Source organism: Maribacter huludaoensis, from assembly GCF_029350945.1.
Lineage (GTDB): Bacteria > Bacteroidota > Bacteroidia > Flavobacteriales > Flavobacteriaceae > Maribacter > Maribacter huludaoensis.
This window is the reverse complement of record NZ_JARKMS010000003.1, coordinates 40,031-60,309: the sequence shown is the minus strand read 5'-3', so window position 1 is coordinate 60,309 and position 20,279 is coordinate 40,031. Positions and strand designations below refer to the sequence as shown.

The window sequence follows — 20,279 nt, the reverse complement described above, 5'->3', positions numbered from 1 at the left end:
AATGAAAAAAATTTTCACGCTTGTATTTGTAGTTATTATTTGCTGCCTTGAATCTTATGCTCAACAAGGAACAGAATTGTACCTGGCGGATATAAATTGGTTTAATGACTCATTAAAAATTGGATTCCCAATAAATATTTCTAATAAAGAAGGTTATGACAATCAGCCTTCTTTTTTTTCTGATGATAAAATTTTATTTGCATCAACAAGAACTAGTCAAACTGATATTGCTATCTATGATATAAACAAAAAAACAACAGCCTGGCTTTCCAATACGTCTAATGGCAGTGAATATTCTCCGCTAAAAATTCCTGGTAATGAAAATATTTCAGCCGTTCGTTTAGATGACACTGGTCTACAACGTTTATATGAGTATAACGTAAAGACAGGGAAATCAAAGATATTAATACCAGACTTAAAAGTGGGTTATCATGTTTGGTTCACCAAAGACATAATTGTATGTACCGTATTAATTGAAAATCGTATGGATTTGGTGGTATATAATCTAAAGAAGAATACCCATAATACTGTACGGAAAAATGTAGGTAGGTCTTTGCATAAAATCCCCAATACAGAACTAATAAGTTTTATAGCAAAAGAGGGCGAGAATGCAACTGTTACATCTCTAAACCCTAACTCTAAGGAAACAAATGATATCATAACTCTTTTAGAAGATACCCAAGATGTTTGTTGGACAAACAATGGCAAATTACTTACTGCCTATGAATCAACAATTTTGTCTTTTGACCCCAAAACGGATACAGAATGGCAGTTGGCATGCCAAATCGATAATCCAGATGTCAATGGCGTATCTAGATTGGCAATTAGTCCAAAAGGAAATTATCTAAGTTTTGTATCTAAAGATTCTCAAAAAACTATTATTGACAAACAAGTAGAAACGTTCAACGCACGAGATGTACAAGCATTTGCCAACTGTTTTTCCAAAAATGTTGTGGTAAAAAACTACCCAAAAGACACCTTGTATATAGGGCGGGAAATTTTAAAGGAAAAATATCAGAGCTTTTATGACCGTACGCCACATATTGATGTAAAAGTATCCTCTAGAATACATTTGGGTAAGACCGTCATTGATCAAGAACAGATAACCATTGACGATAAACAATTTCAACAAGTTGCCATTTATGAGGTTGACGGACTTATAAATAGCATGACTTTCATAAAAGATATACCAATCAATGAAGATCCAGAAATACCTGTACAACAACAACTTGAAGGTTATAATGCTCAAGACATCAATGCCTTTTTAGGTCCATACGCCAAAAACGTGAAAGTTTATGGTGCTAACGGCGAACTAAGAACAGAGGGAATTGAAAATATGCGTAAGGACTATAATCGTTTTTTTGGCACTACCCCAAACCTTTATTGTGATACTAAGAATAGGATTGTAATCGGTAATATAGTTATTGATGAAGAATTTATTACCGTTAACGGTGATTCTTATACTGCAATAGGTATTTATGAAATAGAAAATAATAAAATAGCGAAGGTTACTTTTTTACATTGATCTATTGAAGCAAAAGTTACATATTCTACCAATCATAATTATTTCTCAATTTGCCTGTACCTCTACTTGGTTTGCAGGTAACGCGATTATAGAATCGTTGACCAAAAAATTAGATTTTGGCGCAGACATTGTTAGTTACGTTATCTCTTCCGTACAATTCGGATTTATAATAGGTACATTGATTTTTGGAATTCTAATGATTGCTGATCGCTTTTCCCCTTCTAAGGTTTTTATGGTTTGCGCTTTTTTAGCTTCTATTTCAAACTTGTTGTTGGTTTACCCTGATTTAAATGTTGGCGGATTATTATTTGCCAGGTTTAGTACAGGTTTCTTTTTAGCAGGTATCTATCCCGTAGGAATGAAAATAGCTGCAGATTATTATGAAAAAGGTTTGGGCAAAGCATTGGGATTTCTCGTAGGGGCTTTAGTTCTTGGTACCGCCTTTCCATTTTTAATTAAGGGCAGCCCATTGGCCAACCATCCAGATACCGTTATTAAACTGACTTCTAGTATTACTGCAATAGGTGGTTTATTTCTGTTTTTTCTGGTACCCAATGGTCCTTTCAGAGTTGCGAGTGCCACTATAAAACTAGATGCAGGACCCCAACTGTTCAAAAATAAAAAATTCAAAAAAGCTGCTTTTGGCTATTTTGGCCATATGTGGGAACTTTATGCGTTTTGGGCATTTACACCTATCGCAATTCAGTTTTTTGCCATAGAATCGGCTAGCGAAATTTCTGTGTCACTTTGGTCGGGAATCATAATAGCCCTTGGCGGATTATCATGTGCCTATGGTGGTCTAATTTCGCAACGCATAGGCAGTAAAAAAGTGGCTCTAATTGCTCTAATAGCATCTGGTTTTTTATGTTCAATATCGCCAATACTATTTTCATTTCCTATATACCTTTTTTTAGCAGGTTGGTGTTTATGGGGAATTGCGGTAACTGCAGATTCACCACAATTCTCAAATTTAGTGGCATCCGCAGTTGCTCCAGAGTTAAAAGGCACAGCACTTACACTAGTAAATTGTATAGGTTTTGCAACAACCATCATCAGTATACAACTTCTAGGATCGCTTCAATCCATCGTACCTATTTCTCTTTTGTTTATTCCTTTAGCAATAGGTCCACTATTTGGAGTTTATCATTTAATGGCAAAGAATGATAAATAATGGTGTTACCAATTTGTAAGTGACCAAATACTTTATTTTAATGAAATTATGGTCAGCCTTATATTTTACTTAATTTTAGAAACCGATTACCCAAACTAACTTTACTAACTCAAAAAAAAAAAATGAAATGAAAAGATTTTTACTTCTTGCATTGTTAATCTCGGCTATGACCTTAACAGCACAAAAAGATCAACGTATTTATGATATTATTGATGCCGTCTCTGCCGAACGTATTAAAAACGACGTTACCAAACTCGCAAATTTTGGAACAAGACATACGTTAAGCGATACAGTTTCCAATACCAGGGGAATTGGTGCGGCAAGAAGATGGATCAAAAGTGAATTCGAAAAAACATCTGCGGCATGCAAAGGTTGCTTAAACGTGTTTTATCAAAAAGATTTAGTTAAAAAAGGCGCTAACGACCGTATTGTTAAAGATGTTGAGGTAGTGAACGTACTTGCCGTTCAAAAAGGTACTAAATACCCCAATCGATACATTATTATGAGCGGTGATATTGATTCTCGTGTTAGCGACCCCACCAATTACACTGACGACTCGCCAGGGGCAAATGACAATGCAAGTGGAATGGCAGGAACGTTAGAAGCCGCTCGCGTACTTTCTAAATACACGTTTGAAAATAGTATTATCTACATGGGTCTTTCAGGTGAGGAACAAGGTCTTTTTGGCGGCGGTGGCATAGCACAATATGCCAAGGATAAAGGTTGGGAAATAATCGGCATATTCAATAATGATATGATCGGTAATATAAAAGGAGTTGACGGCACTATCAGTAACGTTGATTTTAGAATATTCTCTGAACCTGTTCCACCTACAGAAACTGAAAAACAACGTAAAGCAAGACGTTTTTATGGCGGTGAGGTTGATGGTGTTTCTAGACAATTGGCCCGCTACGTACATAAAAACGTGAAGCAATACATGCCAGAGATGAACCCAATGATGATTTATCGTCTAGACCGCTTTGGACGTGGTGGTCACCATAGACCTTTTAACGATGCAGGTTTCCCTGGAATTCGAATTATGGAAGCTCATGAAAACTACACGCAACAACATCAAGATATTCGTGTTGAAGATGGTATTGCATATGGTGATGTTCTAGAACATGTAAATTTTGAGTATGCCGCGAAATTAACGGTTGTAAATGCTATAAACATGGCATCTATAGCTTGGGCACCTCCTGCCCCAACAACTGTTAAAATTGGTGGTATTGTTGAACCTGCGGCGAAGTTTCAATGGAGTAAGGTAGATGGCGCAAAAGGCTATAAAATTTACTGGAGAGACACCACATCCCCTACTTGGGATTATAGCAGGTACGTTGGTGATGTTTCTGAATTTGTTTTGGAAGGCATTGTTATTGATAATTATTTTTTCGGAGTATCCGCCGTTGGTAAAGACGGATTTGAAAGTCCGGTTGTATTTCCTAACGGTATTTTCAGATAAAATAAAAGCTTGCTACTTATGAAAAAAACTATCACTTTTTTGGCTTTAGCCATTTGCACATTTACCCAGGCACAAACTTTTACCGAACAAGATACGCTTAGAGGTAGTATTACCCCAGAACGAGAATGGTGGGATCTTAATTACTATCATTTGGATATTGCGGTAGACCCAAATGAGAAATTCATAAGTGGCAGCAACACAATTCGCTATAAAGTGCTAGAACCCCATCAAGTTCTACAAGTAGACCTTCAACCTCCTCTAAGCATTGAAAAGGTTACTCAAGACGGAAAAGAACTTTCCGTAACCCATAATATAAATGCACATTTTGTACAGTTGACCAAACCCCAGATAAAAGGGGAATTCAATGAAATTGTAGTTACCTATTCAGGTCATCCTAAAGAAGCGGTCAATGCACCATGGGATGGTGGATTTTCTTGGAAAAAGGACAACAACGGTAAAGATTTTGTGGCAACCTCTTGCCAAGGTTTAGGTGCCAGTGTCTGGTGGCCCAATAAAGACCATATGTATGATGAGGTAGATAGTATGCTGATCAGTGTAAAAGCTCCAAAAGGTCTTATGAACGTTTCTAATGGTAGGTTACGCAGTGTAAACAAAGAAACCAACACCTACAATTGGTTTGTTTCTAATCCTATCAATAACTACGGCGTAAATGTCAATATTGGGGATTATGTTCATTTTAGCGAAATGTACCAAGGTGAAAAAGGTGCTCTTGATATGGACTATTACGTGTTAAAGGATAATCTGGAAAAGGCAAAAGAACATTTTAAGGACGCCCCTAAAATGATGAAAGCTTTTGAATATTGGTTTGGTCCGTATCCATTCTACGAAGACTCTTTTAAATTGGTAGAGGTTCCTTATTTAGGCATGGAGCACCAAAGTTCCGTAACTTATGGAAACCAATACAAAAAGGGATATTTAGGAAGGGATCTGTCAAATACCGGATGGGGATTAAAATTTGACTTTATCATAATACATGAGGCCGGCCATGAGTGGTTTGCCAATAACATTACGTATAAAGATGCCGCAGATATGTGGGTTCATGAAGGGTTTACCTGTTACTCAGAAAGCTTGTTCCTAGACTATCATTATGGTACAGAAGCTGCAAACGCCTACATTCAAGGAATAAGGAACAATATTAGAAATGACAAACCTATTATTGGTATTTATAATGTAAATCATGAAGGTAGTGGAGATATGTATTATAAAGGCTCTAACATATTGCATACCCTACGCCAAATTGTTGATAATGACAGAAAATGGAGAACTATCTTACGCGGACTTAATTCAGAATTTTATCACAAGACGGTAACTACAGATGAAATTGAAAAGGTTATCACTTTAGAAATGAAAAGAGATTTAAAACCTTTCTTTGATCAGTATTTAAGAACTACAAAAATTCCGGTTTTTGAATATAAGGTGAAAGGTAATAAGCTCACCTATCGCTTTATCAATACTGTCGAAGATTTTACCATGCCATTGAAAATATACGTAAATGGCACTGCCGCTTGGATAGAACCAACTACTAATTGGAAAACCGAGAACATTAAAGGTGACTTGAATTCATTACAGGTAGACCCAAATTTCTATGTTGAAACTAAAAATTAGATCAACGCATTTAACGTTTTGATCTTTAGCGTTCATGAAATGTTAAATAAGGTAAATCTCAATTGTTTCATTCAATTACTTTTGCGCTCATAGTATTAAGCTTTCATGAAGAAAACCCTTGCCAGATATAGAAATAGTGCTTTTAGAAATTTTATTAGAAAGCACTCTAAATATGCGCCAATATTATTCTTTATAGGTGGGTTTATTTTTGATACCTTAACCCTAGGGCGTATTGACAGAACGTATGACTTAACGGTTCTATGTCTGCACATGACCTCGTTGTCCATAACATTATATCTGTATAATTTAGCAGATGACGGAAAATGGGTCAATACATTTTTAGCGCGATATGAGGAGTACTTACCTTTAGCTATTCAATTCTTTTTTGGAGGATTATCAAGTGCCTATGTTATCTATTTCTCAAGAAGTGTTTCATTATCAAAAACGGCATCGTTCTTTATTATTCTTGTTTTACTATTAATTGCCAATGAATTTTTAAAAAAACGTATTTCCAATAAGTATCTTCAATTTGGCGTGTATTACTTTATAAGCTTTACATTTTTCACTTTTATGATTCCTGTTTTTTTAAAAGAATTGAACACCAACATATTTTTAATTTCGGGTGGTGTCAGCTTGGTAAGTACATTGGTTCTTTTAACTATTATCTATAGTAAAAGTCCTAGTACCAGAAAAGAAATTAAGCTAGGAAAAATGGTGTTTATCATCATAGCCATTTACGGAATAATCAATCTATTTTATTTCCTGAAATTGATTCCTCCCGTACCCTTGGCGTTGGACAAAGGTATTGTAGCACATAAGGTCATTCAAAGAAACGGCAACTACGAAGTTACTTATGAGTCTGAAGATTCCTATATATTTTGGAGAAAACATAAACTGGATTTTAGTTATTCTCCAGACCAACCTGTATATATTTTTTCTTCCATTTTTGCGCCTACAGATTTAAAAAAATCCATTTTTCATAGATGGAGAAGGTATAATGAGAAAACCAAGGAATGGGTAACCGTTGAAGATATTGGTTATGATATTACAGGTGGAAGAGATGGCGGATTTAGGGGTTATACGTACAAGACCAATATAAGTGCCGGTGATTGGGAGGTTCAAGTTTTAACAGAAGAAGAGCAAGTATTAGGGGTCATATCCTTTAAAATAAAACCCATAACAAATCAAAAAAAATTACGGCTTAAAACCTCGTTATTTTAAATACAAAAAAAAATATAATTTTCTGAAATTCAAATAATTAGCACTAAACTTAACTATTAATTCTACTAAATTCAATTAATATATTTTTTAATTGTTACGCGTATGAAAACATAGACTACCTTCGCGCCACCTTAAACTCATAAGTGACGCTATATCAAAAGGTTCAAGCGGTAGAACGTATCTTCGACCAATTGGATAAGGAGTTAGGCTCCTTTCAAAAATCTACAGGACTTGGCTGTGTTGCCAATTGTGGAAATTGTTGTCTAAAACCAGACATCAACGCTACCGCATTAGAGTTTTTACCACTCGCATATCACCTATTTATAAACGGGGAAGCTGAGCAATGGCTAGAAAATCTTCAAATTGACAAGGACAATAAAATATGTCCTGTTCTAAACAAAATCATTGCCCCAGGTGCAAAGGGTTTTTGTTCAGAATATGCCCATAGGGGACTAATTTGTAGATTGTTCGGTTTTTCTGCCATGTTGCACAAAAACCACAAACCTATGTTGGTGACCTGCAAGCCAATCAAAGAAAATAAATCTGAGGCAGTTGCAAAGGCAGAATTACATATTGCAACAAAAACAAACTATCCACTTATTAGTAACTACTACATGCAAGTCCGTTCTATAGATGAGTCTTTAGGTGAAAACTTGTTTCCAATTAGAATTGCTATTGAGAAGGCCATCCAAGCTGTTTTGGCGTATTATGCCTATAGAAAACCACCCAAGAGAAGAAAAATAGTTTAATCTAGATGAATTAAAATGGTGTAAAACGGACCTTTATAGGTAAGTTAACAATCACTTTTAAAAGGATAGTTTGAAAATTTATGCTATTAGCGGATTGGGTGCCGATCAAAGGGTCTTTGAACACTTAAACCTAGATATTGAACTGATAGCATTAGATTGGATAACTCCCCATAAAAATGAATCCATTAAAGTTTATGCCAAAAGGTTAAGCGAGGTAATTGAAACGGATGACGAGTTCTGACTTATCAGTGTTAGTTTTGGAGGCTTAATTGCTACTGAAATAGGCAAAATTCTTAGCCCAATAAAAATTGTTCTTATTTCTTCGGTTCAAACCAAATATGAACTGAGGTCAATTTATAAATGGGTAGGAAATTCAAAAATTATAAAGCTAATACCTACTGCTCTCTTTAATCCTCCTAAAATCATTTCCAAGTAGCTTATGGGAGCCCATAATTCTAAATTATTTTATGAGATTCTTTATGATACGGATCTAAGTTTTGTAAAATGGGCATTACAAGAATTTACCGCATGGCAAAACACAATTACATCTACCAAAGTGCTAAAAATAAATGGCACAAAAGACAAATTGATTCCACCTAGGGGTAAGACAAGAACAAAGCTAATTGAAGGTGGAGAACATTTTATGATCGTTGATAGAGCGGATGAGATTAGCGAAATCCTTAATTTTGAACTTGAAAAATACTTAGTAAACTTCACTATGAACAGCATTGAAGATTTTTTAGCCACTATCCAGATCCAACTTTCAAATGACACTATTAATTGGAACCATCTTCTAAAAACAGTGTTAGCACATTTTAATTGCTCTACCGGTACGTTACACTTTTTAGATAAAGATGCTTTGTTACAACTTAATTCTTATATAGGAATCCCTGAATTTTTGATTCTTAAACTATCTACTATTCCTATAGGTAAAGGTATGGCGGGTATTGCAGCTGAACGCAGAAAACCTGTTGAAATGTGCAATTTACAAACAGATGATTCTGGAGTGGCACGTCCTTCCGCCAAGGACACTAAAGTTGAGGGGTCATTGGCCGCTCCCCTAATATACGATAACAAGTTATACGGAACTATTGGTATTGCAAAACCAGTACCATATGATTTTACCAAAGCTGAAATAGACTTATTAATGCAAGTGGGTGAATTGATAAGTAAAAAATTAAAGTAATATTTCACCCTTATATATAAAAAAGCCCGCAATGCAGCGGGCTTTTTTTTATTACTTGAATTCATTATTTATTTTCAGTTTTGGCCGGTAAGACTACAGATTTAGAACCTGTAAGCGGTATAGTACCTTCGGCACCTGCATCTGTATAACTAGCTGTAATCACCAACATATTGCCCGGTGCTGAGGACTCTGCCGTAATAATACCTTTAGACGGCAAGGACTTCTCTTTCTTTTCATCACCGTTCAATGATAGTATGTACAAACCGATCTGTCTGGTTTCGTCAGATGTGATGTTAGGGTGTGCAGGCATTGTTACCTCTCCCCAAACTCCTGAACCACCTGTTTTCATTTTACCTTGTAAGTACTTTAGAGCATCTTTACGCTTTCTATATTTCGCCGCAATATCTTTATAATTTGGACCAATAGATGGTTCTGCCTCTTTATGGCACGTTTTACAGTCCATTGCTTGGGTCAATGCTTTTCCCGTAACCGTTGCAGAAACTTGCTGGTGTCCCAAATTCATGGCTACTTTATCCATTCCCTCTAGATAATCAACACTTACAAAAATATTGCTTGCATCAACTGCAGTACCATCTGGATCGGTTACCGTAACATCATAGGCTATTTTTTGACCCGGTATATAAAATTCCGGTGCACTTTCACCTAATGAGATAGCTACTTCCGGTCTTGAGTTACCGGCAACGATACCGGTGCTTTCACTTATTGCCTCTTCTCCCTTAACATCTGCAACGGTCACCTTTAACTTATAGACTCCTGCATCTTCATACGTATAGCTGACATTTGACTCTGTGGTTTCTTTAGTATCTCCATTACCAAAATCCCAAATATATTTTATGGCATCATTTTCACGATCACTAGCTTCAACTGTTGCTTTTATGGTCAACGGTATTCCACCAGCTGTTTCACTTACGGTCATATCAGAAATTAACGGTGGTCTGTTTCCTCCATTGAACTCTACATAACCTAAGGATGAATTCGCATTTTGTGAGAACCAACCACTACCATATTCCAATAGATAAATTTTACCATTTGGACCAACTTCCATATCAATTAAACTATTGACCTCTATATTAGGCGCAAACGGTTCCATTTTACTGAAATCTCCATTTTCGTCTAAATGAACGGCAAACATCCAACCACGCATCCAATCGTAAATAATGACCTTACCATCATAATAGCTCGGTAGTTTTTCATCGCCATCAAATATGTCAGAATAATATGTAGGGCCTGCCATTGCATTTCTACCGCCCGTTGCGGTTTGAGGGAAATCTTGTGATCCTACATACGGATAATATATATATGCAGGCATAGCCGGTGGTAATTCTGTTAACCCCGTATTGTTGCGCGAGTTATTTATAGGTTTTTCCGGATCAAATGTTGCACCTGTCTCACCTGTTTCATAATCATAAGCGTTATAGGCAAAGTTGTTACCAATAAACAACGGCCAACCAAAATTACCTGCTTTTTTTGCTTGGTTCATTTCATCATATCCCCTTGGTCCTCTTGTACCCAAACTATCAGCTCTTGCATCAGGACCAACATCGCCCCAATAGAGATATCCTTTTTTCATATCTACCGATATTCTATATGGGTTTCTATGGCCCATGGTATAAATCTCTGGTCTGGTCTTTTCAGTACCTACCGGAAATAAGTTTCCTTCAGGTATGTCATAAGTACCGTCTTCCTTAACTTTTATCCTTAAGATTTTTCCACGAAGATCATTTGTATTTGCAGAAGAACGACGCGCATCATATTGCTCATGACCCGGTATATCGTTCAACGGTGCAAAACCATTGTTTACGTATTTTACCCCTTTCTCATTGAACGGTGTAGAATTATCACCGGTGGAAAGATATAATAACCCATCAGGATCAAATGCAATTGAACCACCGGTATGGCAGCATATTTCTCTTTGGCTGTCCACATCCATTATTACTTGTTCAGATGCTACATTAAACTTACCATCCGTAAATTTCATTCTTGACAATCGATTAACCCACTTATCTCCAGTTGGTGAATAATATAAATATATCCAATGGTTATTTATATAATCGGGATCTTTTTGTAATCCCATTAACCCCTCTTCAGCATTTACGCCCCTGGCATTTAAGGTTTTGCTATATACATCTAACTTCAACACTTCACTAAGGGCATTTGTTTCGGTACTATAAAGCATAACTTCTCCCCTACGTTGCGCAACAAGTACGTCTCCGTTAGGTAGAATAGTCATTTCCGTAGGTTCAAAGAACATACCCTCACTTAAAGTGACTTTGGTAAAACGATCGGCATCCGGCGGTATTTGGGATGTTGCCTTGCCATAATCCAACACCAAGTTTTCGCCAATGGCATATTGAATACCACCTAATACGTGTTTTAAGAACAGGTCTTCTGAATAGCTGGCATCGGCATGACCGCCACCGGTATAAAATGCACGGCCACCATCAAAATCATGGTACCAAGCAATTGGGTGAAAATCCCCGTTTTTGCCACCTTCATAGGAAGATTCGTCCAAGGTCATTAACACGTTAATATCTGGATTGATGTTCTTGTAATTATACAATTCATCCGTTCTTGTCCAAATGGAGTCGGTCAAAAACTGGGTAGCCTTAAAATTCTTGTCCTTTATAATGAAATCTGCCGTTGGCATTCCTTTTGGGTGACTTAAAAACTGAGCTCCCGCCAAGTCATTGTACCAACCCCAATCATACTCGGTATCTGCTGCTGCATGTATACCCACATAACCTCCACCGGCTTGAATATAGCGCTCAAAAGCGGCTTCTTGATACTGGTCCAATACATTGCCCGTTGTACTTAAGAAGATAACGGCAGAATATTGTTCAAGGTTTTCATCAGTAAATAAAGCTGCATTTTTGGTGGTATCTACAGCAAATCCATTTTCCAATCCTAATTTTTGAATGGCCGAAATACCAGCGGGTATCGAAGCATGCTTAAAGGCTACCGTTTTAGAGAATACCAAAACCTTTGGTTCCCCTTCTCGTTTATTGCCACTACACGAGACAATAATAAGCGCAAAGCCCAAAAGCAGCGCATTGAAGATTTTTTTCATACGTAATCAGTTGTTGTTGTTCAGTTGTTTTTAGAATTGATAAAAATAGGGAGCGTTGTTGTATTAACCAATACTTTGTCTGATAAACATTGTACATTTATGATAAATTAAGACCCTTTTTCTATAGTTATGTCAAATAAACCCGAGTTGTATTTTAAAAATGATAGTGAATTTAGAAATTGGCTGCATAATAACCATTCTAACCATTCAGGTGTTCATCTCATTTTCTACTCGGTAGCTCATAAAAATGATAGTATGAGATGGGAAGAAGCTGTGCGTGTAGCTTTATGTTATGGATGGATTGACAGTACGGTAAAAAGTTTGGGTGACGGTAAGCGAAAACAATACTTCTGCCCAAGAAAACCCAAAAGCGTTTGGAGCAAGGTCAATAAAAATCATATTAAAGATTTAAAATCCAATGGCTTAATGCATGAAGCAGGATTAGCTTCGATTAAAATTGCAAAAGAAAACGGATCATGGACTTCTTTAGATGATGTTGAAAACGGAGTCATACCCGAAGCGTTACAAATAGCTTTTGAAAAAAATAGCCAGGCACATACCAACTTCAAGAACTTTACCCATAGCCAACGTAAAAGCTACCTATATTGGTTGAACCAAGCTAAGCGAGAAGAAACCAAAGCGAAACGTATAAAGGAAATAATACAACATGCCCATGAGAATATCAAGTATAGAAATGGCGGTGGTTGGCAGGCTATGAAAAAATGAAATTAACCCGAGTTTTTTAATCATTTTGTCAATCAATCATACAATCATTACCAATGTCTAAAATGCCATAGGATATAAAGCGCAAACTAAAATTTACCACATATTCTTTTTACCTTACCGTTGCAAAACCGCATATATATGATGAGCATATTGAAAATGATGAGAGCTATTGTCTTGTGTTTACTCATGGCAATTGTAAGCTGTAATAAAGAGAAAGAGGCTACCTATGACACTTTGATCAAAAATGGTGCTGTCATCAATCTAGAAGACGGATCGGTCTCAACGGCACATATTTTAATTTCCAATAATAGGATTACCAAAATTACTAAAGACATTGATGCTGGTCATCTAAAGGCCAATACGGTTATAGATGCCACAAATAAATTTATAATACCTGGTTTTTGGGATAATCACACCCATTTTAGGGGTGGAGATTCTTTAATTGATACCAATAAGAACTTTCTTAAGCTTTTTATGGCCAACGGAATTACCACGGTGCGTGATGCTGGCGGAGACCTAACCTCATCCGTTTTAAAATGGCGTAAGGCTATTGAAAACAATGAATTGGTCGGACCTACTATTTTTACATCGGGACCAAAGATTGATGGACCAGGCGGTACATGGGCAGGTTCATTGGAAGTTGAAACTGATGAAGATATTATCACTACCTTAGATTCTTTGCAAGCTATACCGTCTGACTTTGTAAAAATCTATGATAGCCAAATTTCTGGTGAAAATTATTTAAAGGTGATCCAGGAAAGCGAAAAACGTGGCTTGATCACTTCTGGACATATGCCCTTTACCGTTGAACTAGATGCTACCATTAATGCAGGTATAGATGCTGTAGAGCATTTATATTACATCATGAAAGGATGCTCTAGCAATGAAAAGGAAATCACCCAAAAACTGATAGACAAAGAAATCGGATTTTGGGATGCTATGCCCCTACTCCAGTCTTCATATGCCGACTCCACCGCATTAAAAACATTCGGCAAATTGAAAAGGAACAATGTATTTGTTGTTCCTACACTACACATTGGTAGGGTTCTTAGTTATTTGGATGAAGTTGACCATGTTGATGATGACTACTTAAAATATATGGGTCCTGGAATACAACAAACTTATAAAGGCAGAATTGACCGGGTAAAAAATGCTTCTTCAAAACAGGTTGCCGACCGAAAAGCATTAGATCAATTCTTTGGCGAACTGGCTTTTAACTTGAATAAAAACGGAGTATCACTTTTGGCGGGATCAGATAGTGGGGCCTACAATAGCTATACCTACCCAGGCATATCATTACATAAAGAAATGGAAGCTATGGTTGCTACAGGAATTTCTCCGCTAGATGCCCTGAAATCATCAGCCTATAACGGAGCATTATTTTTAAAACAAGATGCGGACTATGGTTCTATTACCGAAGGTAAAATTGCCGATATTGTTTTACTCAACAGCAATCCGTTAGAAAATATTTCAAACACACAAGATATTTATATGGTGCTATCCAATGGAAATCATCATTCCAAATCAGACCTGGACAGACTTTTAACATCTGCTATTGTTCACTAAACCCACTATTGTTATGAAATCCTTTTTTATCGTCCTACTATTCTCTTTCTACCTTGGTTTTTCACAAACACTCTTAAAACCAGACCGGGTATTTGATGGTACGGAAATGCATGAAAATTGGGTGGTTTTAGTAGAGGAAAATCTAATAACATATGCCGGTAAATTATCTGGCATTGATCTACCTGCCCATACCACTGAAATTGAATTAAAGGGAACTACTTTAATGCCCGGTATTATTGAAGGGCATTCCCATATTTTACTACACCCATACAATGAAACCGATTGGAACGACCAAGTTCTCAAAGAGTCTCCGGTTGAACGTGCCGTTAGGGCTACGGTACATGTAAAAAATTCTTTAATGGCAGGTGTAACCACCATGAGAGACCTTGGGGCCGAAGGTGCAGGTTATACAGATGTATACGTAAAGAAAACCATTGAAAACGGTATTATTGACGGACCGCGATTATTGGTTGCGGGACCTGCTATTGTAGCTACGGGCGCATACGGTCCAAAAGGTTTTCATGATGGCGTAACGATACCCTTAGGTGCTGAAGCTACAAGTGGTGTTGACAATTGTATTACCACTGTTCGTAGGCAAATGGGTAACGGTGCAGATTTGATAAAAATTTATGCCGATTACCGATGGACACCGGGTGCCGATTCCAAACCTACATTTCTTCAGGAAGAAATCAATGCAATGGTGGCTACAGCTACTACAGCGGGCAAATATGTGGTTGCCCATGCCAGTACTCCAGAAGGTATGAAAAGAGCCATTCTTGGTGGTGTGGAAACCATTGAGCATGGTGATGGTGGTACAGCTGAAATTTTTGAAATGATGAAAGAAAAAGGTGTTGGCCTATGCCCTACCCTTGCCGCAGGTGATGCCATTACACAATATAGAGGTTGGAACAAAAGTACCGATCCTGAGCCGGAACGTATTCAACAGAAACGAAAATCGTTTAAAATGGCGCTAGACTCTGGCGTGCAAATTGTTTTTGGTGGCGATGTAGGTGTTTTTCCCCATGGAGAAAATTATCGAGAAATGGAATTAATGGTGGATTATGGTATGAAACCCTTAGACGTTTTAATTTCCGCCACTTCTAACAATGCTAAAATGTTTCACTTAAATCAATTAGGAAACTTAAAAAAAGGCTTTCTAGCTGATATCATTGCCGTTGAAGGAAATCCAACCAAGGATATTTCCGTAATAAAGAATGTATCTTTTGTAATGAAAGATGGGGTGGTTTATAAGGAGTAGTTGTTCGTTGTTCGTTGTCCGTTCACTTCGGCTCCGCTCAGTGACCAAAAATCGTTTTTCGTTTTTCGTTGTTGGTTGTTCGTCATAACGAGCGCAACGCAGCTATTTCAAGACTATTAATCATTATACTTAATACTAATTGCTTTGAACTTGATACTTTGTACTAAGTACTTAATACTATTTTCCCGCATCCTTGGTAATTCTCAAAGCACTAGAAACTATAAATACGATGAAACAGGTTTCTATTATGCGTTGTAAAATACCTCTATAGCCAGATTCCAGATTTGAGAATAGTGCGAATATGAAAATACCGCTGATGATTCCCGTAACAATCGCTATTTGAGATAAGCGATTATAGTTCTCAGATTTCTTTAAACCCAACCCTATTCCCATCAAACAAATAGGAAAAAATATATACGTTAAAGATGCCACTGCATTATGTATAAGTTGAGCTAGGCTGGAGTCCATTACATCTGTTGGGCAACCTGCGTCACATGGAAATAATCCTACCAAAGTAGTTCCTAATCCGTAGAAAAGTGCCAAACCAAAAAATCCCGCTACCACTAGCTTTGAGCTTGGAAATTTTTTGGGAGCACTAAAACAATACATAGTTAGGAGAATTCCGCTTGGTACATAGCCGAAGTATTGCAAATACAATCCATATTCAGTATTAGATGCAAAAGATTCACTTATGTACTGACTTACTACGCTGTAATCTTCAATTAATAACGGACCAACAATAGCGGCAATCGCAAATAAACTAACTCCTAAAATACCTATATACGCTATTAGCTTATTGCTCATATTGAAAATTGAATTGGTTGGTTGTTTATATGACGATAATCATTCGGTATTGTTACAGAAATTACAATTCCGCATTCTTACTTTCTTCCCAATCCCTCCGCAAATCTGTAGAAAGAATACTAGTGCCATCATGTTTCCATCCGGGTGGTTTTGTCAAGTATTTGAACCTATTTACCAATGAGGTTTTTGAAGTAAAGAAATCGCCCAACATCTTGTACCATTCTCCAAAAGCAATTTTTATAGGATTGTAGGTATCAATATTTGTAACCAAACCATACACAGGTTTTTCTACCTCTGGCTCAAAGGTGCCGAACAATCTATCCCAAATAATAAAAATACCGGCATGGTTTCTATCTAAATATTGCGGATTGGTGGCATGGTGTACCCTGTGGTGACTGGGCGTATTAAAAACAGCTTCAAACCATTTGGGCAGTTTGGTAATATACTCTGTATGAATCCAATATTGATAGATTAGACTAACGGACATCTGTACCAAAACCATCACCGGATGAAAACCGATGAGTATGAGCGGAGTCCAAAAAATAAAGGTGTAAAATCCGCCAGACCAAGATTGTCTTAAAGCCGTGCTTAGATTGTAATTTTTAGAGGAATGATGCACCACATGGCTAGCCCAGAAAAACCGACTTACATGACTGGTTCTATGAAACCAATAATAGCAAAGGTCTTCTGCAAATAAAAGTATTAACCAAGACCACCACGCAAACGGAATTTCAAAAATATGATAGAAATTATACAGCAAATAAAAGAACCCTAATGCAATGCCCTTGGTTACCAAGCCAATGGCCACATTACCCAAACCCATTACAATTGAAGTACCCGCATCTTTAAACTCATAATCATGAAGCTTGATTTTTACCGACAGTATGACTTCTAAAATTACCGTGACCGTAAAAAACGGAATGGCATAGTGTATTAAATTAGGTATTTCGGGTATTTGCATGGCGGTTTGTTATCTATATTAACCTATCTAATTTACGAATCTATTTGGTCAACTACAATTGCTTAAAAAGACAACTTTTATCACTCATAAAAAATGATAGCAGTATAAGAAAATCGTATGGGTTATGTAACATTTGTCACCCATAAACAGGGGCTTTATTCGTAATTTTACATCAAGAAATTAAGACAACATACTTATGGAAACTTTACATAAAAACGTGGGAATAGACCAAGATTACAAAATAGAGATCAGTGATAAATTAAACCTTCTTTTAGCTAATTATCAAGTTCATTACATGAATTTGAGAGGTATGCATTGGAATGTAAAAGGAAGCAATTTCTTTCTTCTACATGAAAAATTTGAAGAGTTATACACCGAAGCTACTGAAACCGTTGATGAGATAGCTGAACGTATTTTGACCCTAAATCAACAACCTTTACATACGTTTGAAGATTACTTGGACAACAAGACTATTAGAATCATCAAAGAAGTGTCTGACGGTGCTACAGGTATCTCTTTATTGATAGATAACTTGAACGAGTTATTGATTCAAGAGCGAGAAATTTTGGAATTATCATCTGACAACAATGATGAAGGTACCGCTACGCTGGTTAGCGATTTAATATCCGGACAAGAAAAACTAATCTGGATGCTTAAGTCTACCTTACAATAGCACATTGTTTTACCTAAATAAAATGGCAAAAGTCTACTTAGATTTTTGCCATTTTTTTATGTCCCTTTTCCATTTAAAAAATAGTAAGATTACTATGTATTTGTTGAGGTACGTTTTTCAATTTCCAAAGCGCGACCATAAAAGTCACGAAATTGGACTTTATTATATTTTGCACGCATGGCGCTCAAAACATCAGATAGGCTTAGACTACACCAATCCCAAAGCATGGTATCAAAATTATAGGCATACATTTGTTTTTCCACTTCGGCTCTTATGGCATCGATTTCATTAGCGGTGAAACCGTTTTCCAGAAGTCTCTTCAACACCCGTTGCTCGTTCTCTTTGGTAAACTCTGTATCTAAGTATGGTTCTAGAAGCCTATCCCAATTCCAACTATAGGGTATCAATTTTAAATTATGAACTTTGGCAAAAAGCTCTAGTTCCTTCTTCTTTTCAGCGGACACAAAAACAATATCATCTTTTACATATAGTTTACACACACCAAACTCTAAGGAAATAGCATCAATTTCATGGGCTGCTATGCTTGCTGAAGGATAAACAACCGAAGGTTCAAAAGGGTAATCCGTAATTTCAATACTATTTTCTCCTATGCTAGATGTTCCAATACCACAGAGCAGCCTTTTGAAGGTTATAGCATTTCTGGAAATGGTAAAACCGGTGAGCCCGTTTAACTTGAACATATTTTTTAAAAACTTCAGCACTATCTTCTTTGGTTTAAAATGGACCTATAATTAAGAAATAGGTTCCAATAAATCCCATAGGTTGCCATATAGATCCTTAAATACGGCTACCATACCATACGGCATCTTTTCTGGCTCTCTAACAAACTTTACGCCTCTTTCTACCATGGCATAGTAATCTCGCCAAAAATCATCTGTATATAAAAATAGAAATACCCGTCCGCCTGTTTGGTTTCCTACCCTTGATTCCTGCACTTCATTGTCCGCCTTTGCTAAAACCAAAGTGCATTGTCCATCCCCTGGTGGCGTAACTGTGACCCAACGTTTATCCCCTTCTAACGGTGTATCTTCCACCAGAAGGAAGTCTAATTTTTTAGTATAAAATTCAATGGCTTTATCGTAATCATCAACGACCAATGCTATACGTGCTATGGATTGCTTCAATATATTGTTTATTTTATCTGTTAGTTTCCTAAAATATGGGTTTCAAAACCATCTATACTTTTGGTATTCTTATTTTTCCAATATTCTTTGATCTTTTCCTCACCTTGCTTTTTAGACCAATCGTTCAAGGTAGTTCGCTCTTCTTTAAAATCCATGAACGGAACGGCGAATCCGCACGAGGTCTGTACCAAGTCCACTTGCATTTCTATAATTTGCCGGGACCCTGTATTTTCAGGAAAAAGGTTAATGTACTTTGAAAATTCTTGATCTCTTCTATGGTATATTTTAGCTACACCATATAATCTCAAAATTATAGGTTTACCCTCAAAGGCGCAGAACATTATGGTCATTCTATTATTTTTGATGAGGTGTGCAGCCGTTTCATTACCACTACCGGTTAGATTCAACCAAACGATTTTATTCTTGTTAATGACCCGAAAGGAGTCCGTTCCCTTTGGCGAGACATTTACATTGCCCTCTGCAGCCGCAGTACCCACAAAAAATATGTTCTGCTTTTCTATAAATTCCTGTAATTGGGGTGTAATGGATTGTAATTGCTTTCCCATGCCTTTAATTTTTGCTATGTGTAATTTTTCTAGGTACTACTTCTTGTTTCTATTTCTTCCCAATGGACCAGTAGTCTTTACATGTGCTCATTACAACATTGGACAAATGGGATCCTTAAATGAGTGCAGCCAGTCTATATTTATCCAGCTGGCTAGGTTTTACAGGTAGTTTTCGTCTACAAAAACCCAAGCATATAGCAGTAATTTCAATACTAGCACTACCGTAAAAGAAGCCAACAAACTATACCAAAATTTCTTACTGCGGTTTGTAAATTTCGGTTTTATATAATACACCTGCACCGGTATAAATATTACTAAGGCTAAAATAGCCAAAGCTACGGTTACATAAAAATAACCGATCATTGCAATACTTTCCAAGATATTGAAAATGGCACCAATAGCTTCTAAAATATCGTCAACGGTCTCAATACCACTGCCGCCGCTGTAGCCAGAAGTATCTCTTTTAAACCATACTTTAAATTCAATTATAAACAGTGCCGCATTGAACAATAGATAAAGAATGAACCAGGATAGCTTTTTTAGTATTTTAATCAA

General features: G+C 36.8%; 19 protein-coding genes. 12 read left to right on the top strand and 7 right to left on the bottom strand.

Annotated features, from left to right (window positions below; translation table 11 throughout):
- The first annotated feature begins 1 nt into the window (after position 1).
- From PXC01_RS10155 to PXC01_RS10120, 8 genes are all read left to right on the top strand, one after another.
- Complete coding sequence (locus PXC01_RS10155) at positions 2-1,525, top strand: nuclear transport factor 2 family protein (RefSeq protein ID WP_276472189.1); 1,524 nt, start codon at positions 2-4, stop codon at positions 1,523-1,525.
- A 4-nt stretch (positions 1,526-1,529) separates the two neighbouring features.
- Positions 1,530-2,696 carry an MFS transporter gene (locus PXC01_RS10150; RefSeq protein WP_276472188.1) on the top strand — a complete coding sequence of 389 codons (1,167 nt, stop codon included), beginning with the start codon at positions 1,530-1,532 and terminating at the stop codon, positions 2,694-2,696.
- A gap of 127 nt (positions 2,697-2,823) precedes the next feature.
- Positions 2,824-4,155, top strand: a complete 1,332-nt coding sequence (locus PXC01_RS10145) for a M28 family metallopeptidase (RefSeq protein WP_276472187.1) — start codon at positions 2,824-2,826, stop codon at positions 4,153-4,155.
- A gap of 18 nt (positions 4,156-4,173) precedes the next feature.
- Entirely contained in the window at positions 4,174-5,781 is a 1,608-nt protein-coding gene (locus PXC01_RS10140; RefSeq protein ID WP_276472186.1) for a M1 family metallopeptidase, read from the top strand.
- A 105-nt stretch (positions 5,782-5,886) separates the two neighbouring features.
- The gene (locus PXC01_RS10135; RefSeq protein ID WP_276472185.1) at positions 5,887-7,002 is read left to right on the top strand and encodes a DUF2914 domain-containing protein; all 1,116 of its coding nucleotides are present in this window, start codon (positions 5,887-5,889) and stop codon (positions 7,000-7,002) included.
- Positions 7,003-7,145: 143 nt separating this feature from the next.
- The gene (locus PXC01_RS10130) at positions 7,146-7,751 is read left to right on the top strand and encodes a YkgJ family cysteine cluster protein (protein WP_276472184.1); all 606 of its coding nucleotides are present in this window, start codon (positions 7,146-7,148) and stop codon (positions 7,749-7,751) included.
- A gap of 70 nt (positions 7,752-7,821) precedes the next feature.
- Positions 7,822-7,992, top strand: a complete 171-nt coding sequence (locus PXC01_RS10125; protein ID WP_276472183.1) for a hypothetical protein — start codon at positions 7,822-7,824, stop codon at positions 7,990-7,992.
- A 198-nt stretch (positions 7,993-8,190) separates the two neighbouring features.
- The gene (locus PXC01_RS10120) at positions 8,191-8,937 is read left to right on the top strand and encodes a GAF domain-containing protein (RefSeq protein ID WP_276472182.1); all 747 of its coding nucleotides are present in this window, start codon (positions 8,191-8,193) and stop codon (positions 8,935-8,937) included.
- 64 nt (positions 8,938-9,001) lie between these two features.
- Here the strand turns inward: PXC01_RS10120 and PXC01_RS10115 are convergent, their stop codons facing one another.
- Positions 9,002-12,025 carry a ThuA domain-containing protein gene (locus PXC01_RS10115; protein ID WP_276472181.1) on the bottom strand — a complete coding sequence of 1,008 codons (3,024 nt, stop codon included), beginning with the start codon at positions 12,023-12,025 and terminating at the stop codon, positions 9,002-9,004.
- Positions 12,026-12,154: 129 nt separating this feature from the next.
- Between PXC01_RS10115 and PXC01_RS10110 the strand changes: the two genes are divergently transcribed.
- The 3 genes from PXC01_RS10110 (at position 12,155) to PXC01_RS10100 (ending at position 15,575) form a co-directional block, all read left to right on the top strand.
- On the top strand, positions 12,155-12,751 hold the full coding sequence (locus PXC01_RS10110) for a YdeI/OmpD-associated family protein (protein WP_276472180.1): 597 nt from the start codon (positions 12,155-12,157) through the stop codon (positions 12,749-12,751).
- Positions 12,752-12,889: 138 nt separating this feature from the next.
- Positions 12,890-14,317, top strand: a complete 1,428-nt coding sequence (locus PXC01_RS10105) for an amidohydrolase family protein (protein ID WP_276472179.1) — start codon at positions 12,890-12,892, stop codon at positions 14,315-14,317.
- 13 nt (positions 14,318-14,330) lie between these two features.
- Positions 14,331-15,575, top strand: a complete 1,245-nt coding sequence (locus PXC01_RS10100; RefSeq protein ID WP_276472178.1) for a metal-dependent hydrolase family protein — start codon at positions 14,331-14,333, stop codon at positions 15,573-15,575.
- A gap of 177 nt (positions 15,576-15,752) precedes the next feature.
- Here the strand turns inward: PXC01_RS10100 and PXC01_RS10095 are convergent, their stop codons facing one another.
- On the bottom strand, positions 15,753-16,379 hold the full coding sequence (locus PXC01_RS10095) for a DUF998 domain-containing protein (RefSeq protein WP_276472177.1): 627 nt from the start codon (positions 16,377-16,379) through the stop codon (positions 15,753-15,755).
- A gap of 61 nt (positions 16,380-16,440) precedes the next feature.
- Positions 16,441-17,340, bottom strand: a complete 900-nt coding sequence (locus tag PXC01_RS10090) for a sterol desaturase family protein (RefSeq protein WP_276472176.1) — start codon at positions 17,338-17,340, stop codon at positions 16,441-16,443.
- 196 nt (positions 17,341-17,536) lie between these two features.
- Here PXC01_RS10090 and PXC01_RS10085 point away from each other — a divergent pair, with 196 nt between their 5' ends.
- Positions 17,537-18,013 (top strand): Dps family protein, encoded by a 477-nt coding sequence (locus PXC01_RS10085; RefSeq protein WP_276472175.1) that lies wholly within the window; start codon positions 17,537-17,539, stop codon positions 18,011-18,013.
- 92 nt (positions 18,014-18,105) lie between these two features.
- On the opposite strand, the gene PXC01_RS10080 is transcribed toward PXC01_RS10085, so the two are convergent.
- The 4 genes from PXC01_RS10080 to PXC01_RS10065 all read right to left on the bottom strand — a co-directional run bounded on the left by PXC01_RS10080 (position 18,106) and on the right by PXC01_RS10065 (position 20,279).
- On the bottom strand, positions 18,106-18,714 hold the full coding sequence (locus tag PXC01_RS10080) for a hypothetical protein (RefSeq protein ID WP_276472174.1): 609 nt from the start codon (positions 18,712-18,714) through the stop codon (positions 18,106-18,108).
- A 51-nt stretch (positions 18,715-18,765) separates the two neighbouring features.
- Complete coding sequence (locus tag PXC01_RS10075; RefSeq protein ID WP_276472173.1) at positions 18,766-19,158, bottom strand: VOC family protein; 393 nt, start codon at positions 19,156-19,158, stop codon at positions 18,766-18,768.
- Positions 19,159-19,178: 20 nt separating this feature from the next.
- Positions 19,179-19,724: a pyridoxamine 5'-phosphate oxidase family protein gene (locus tag PXC01_RS10070; RefSeq protein ID WP_276472172.1), complete on the bottom strand. Its 546-nt coding sequence runs from the start codon at positions 19,722-19,724 to the stop codon at positions 19,179-19,181.
- Positions 19,725-19,883: 159 nt separating this feature from the next.
- On the bottom strand, positions 19,884-20,279 hold the full coding sequence (locus tag PXC01_RS10065) for a hypothetical protein (RefSeq protein ID WP_276472171.1): 396 nt from the start codon (positions 20,277-20,279) through the stop codon (positions 19,884-19,886).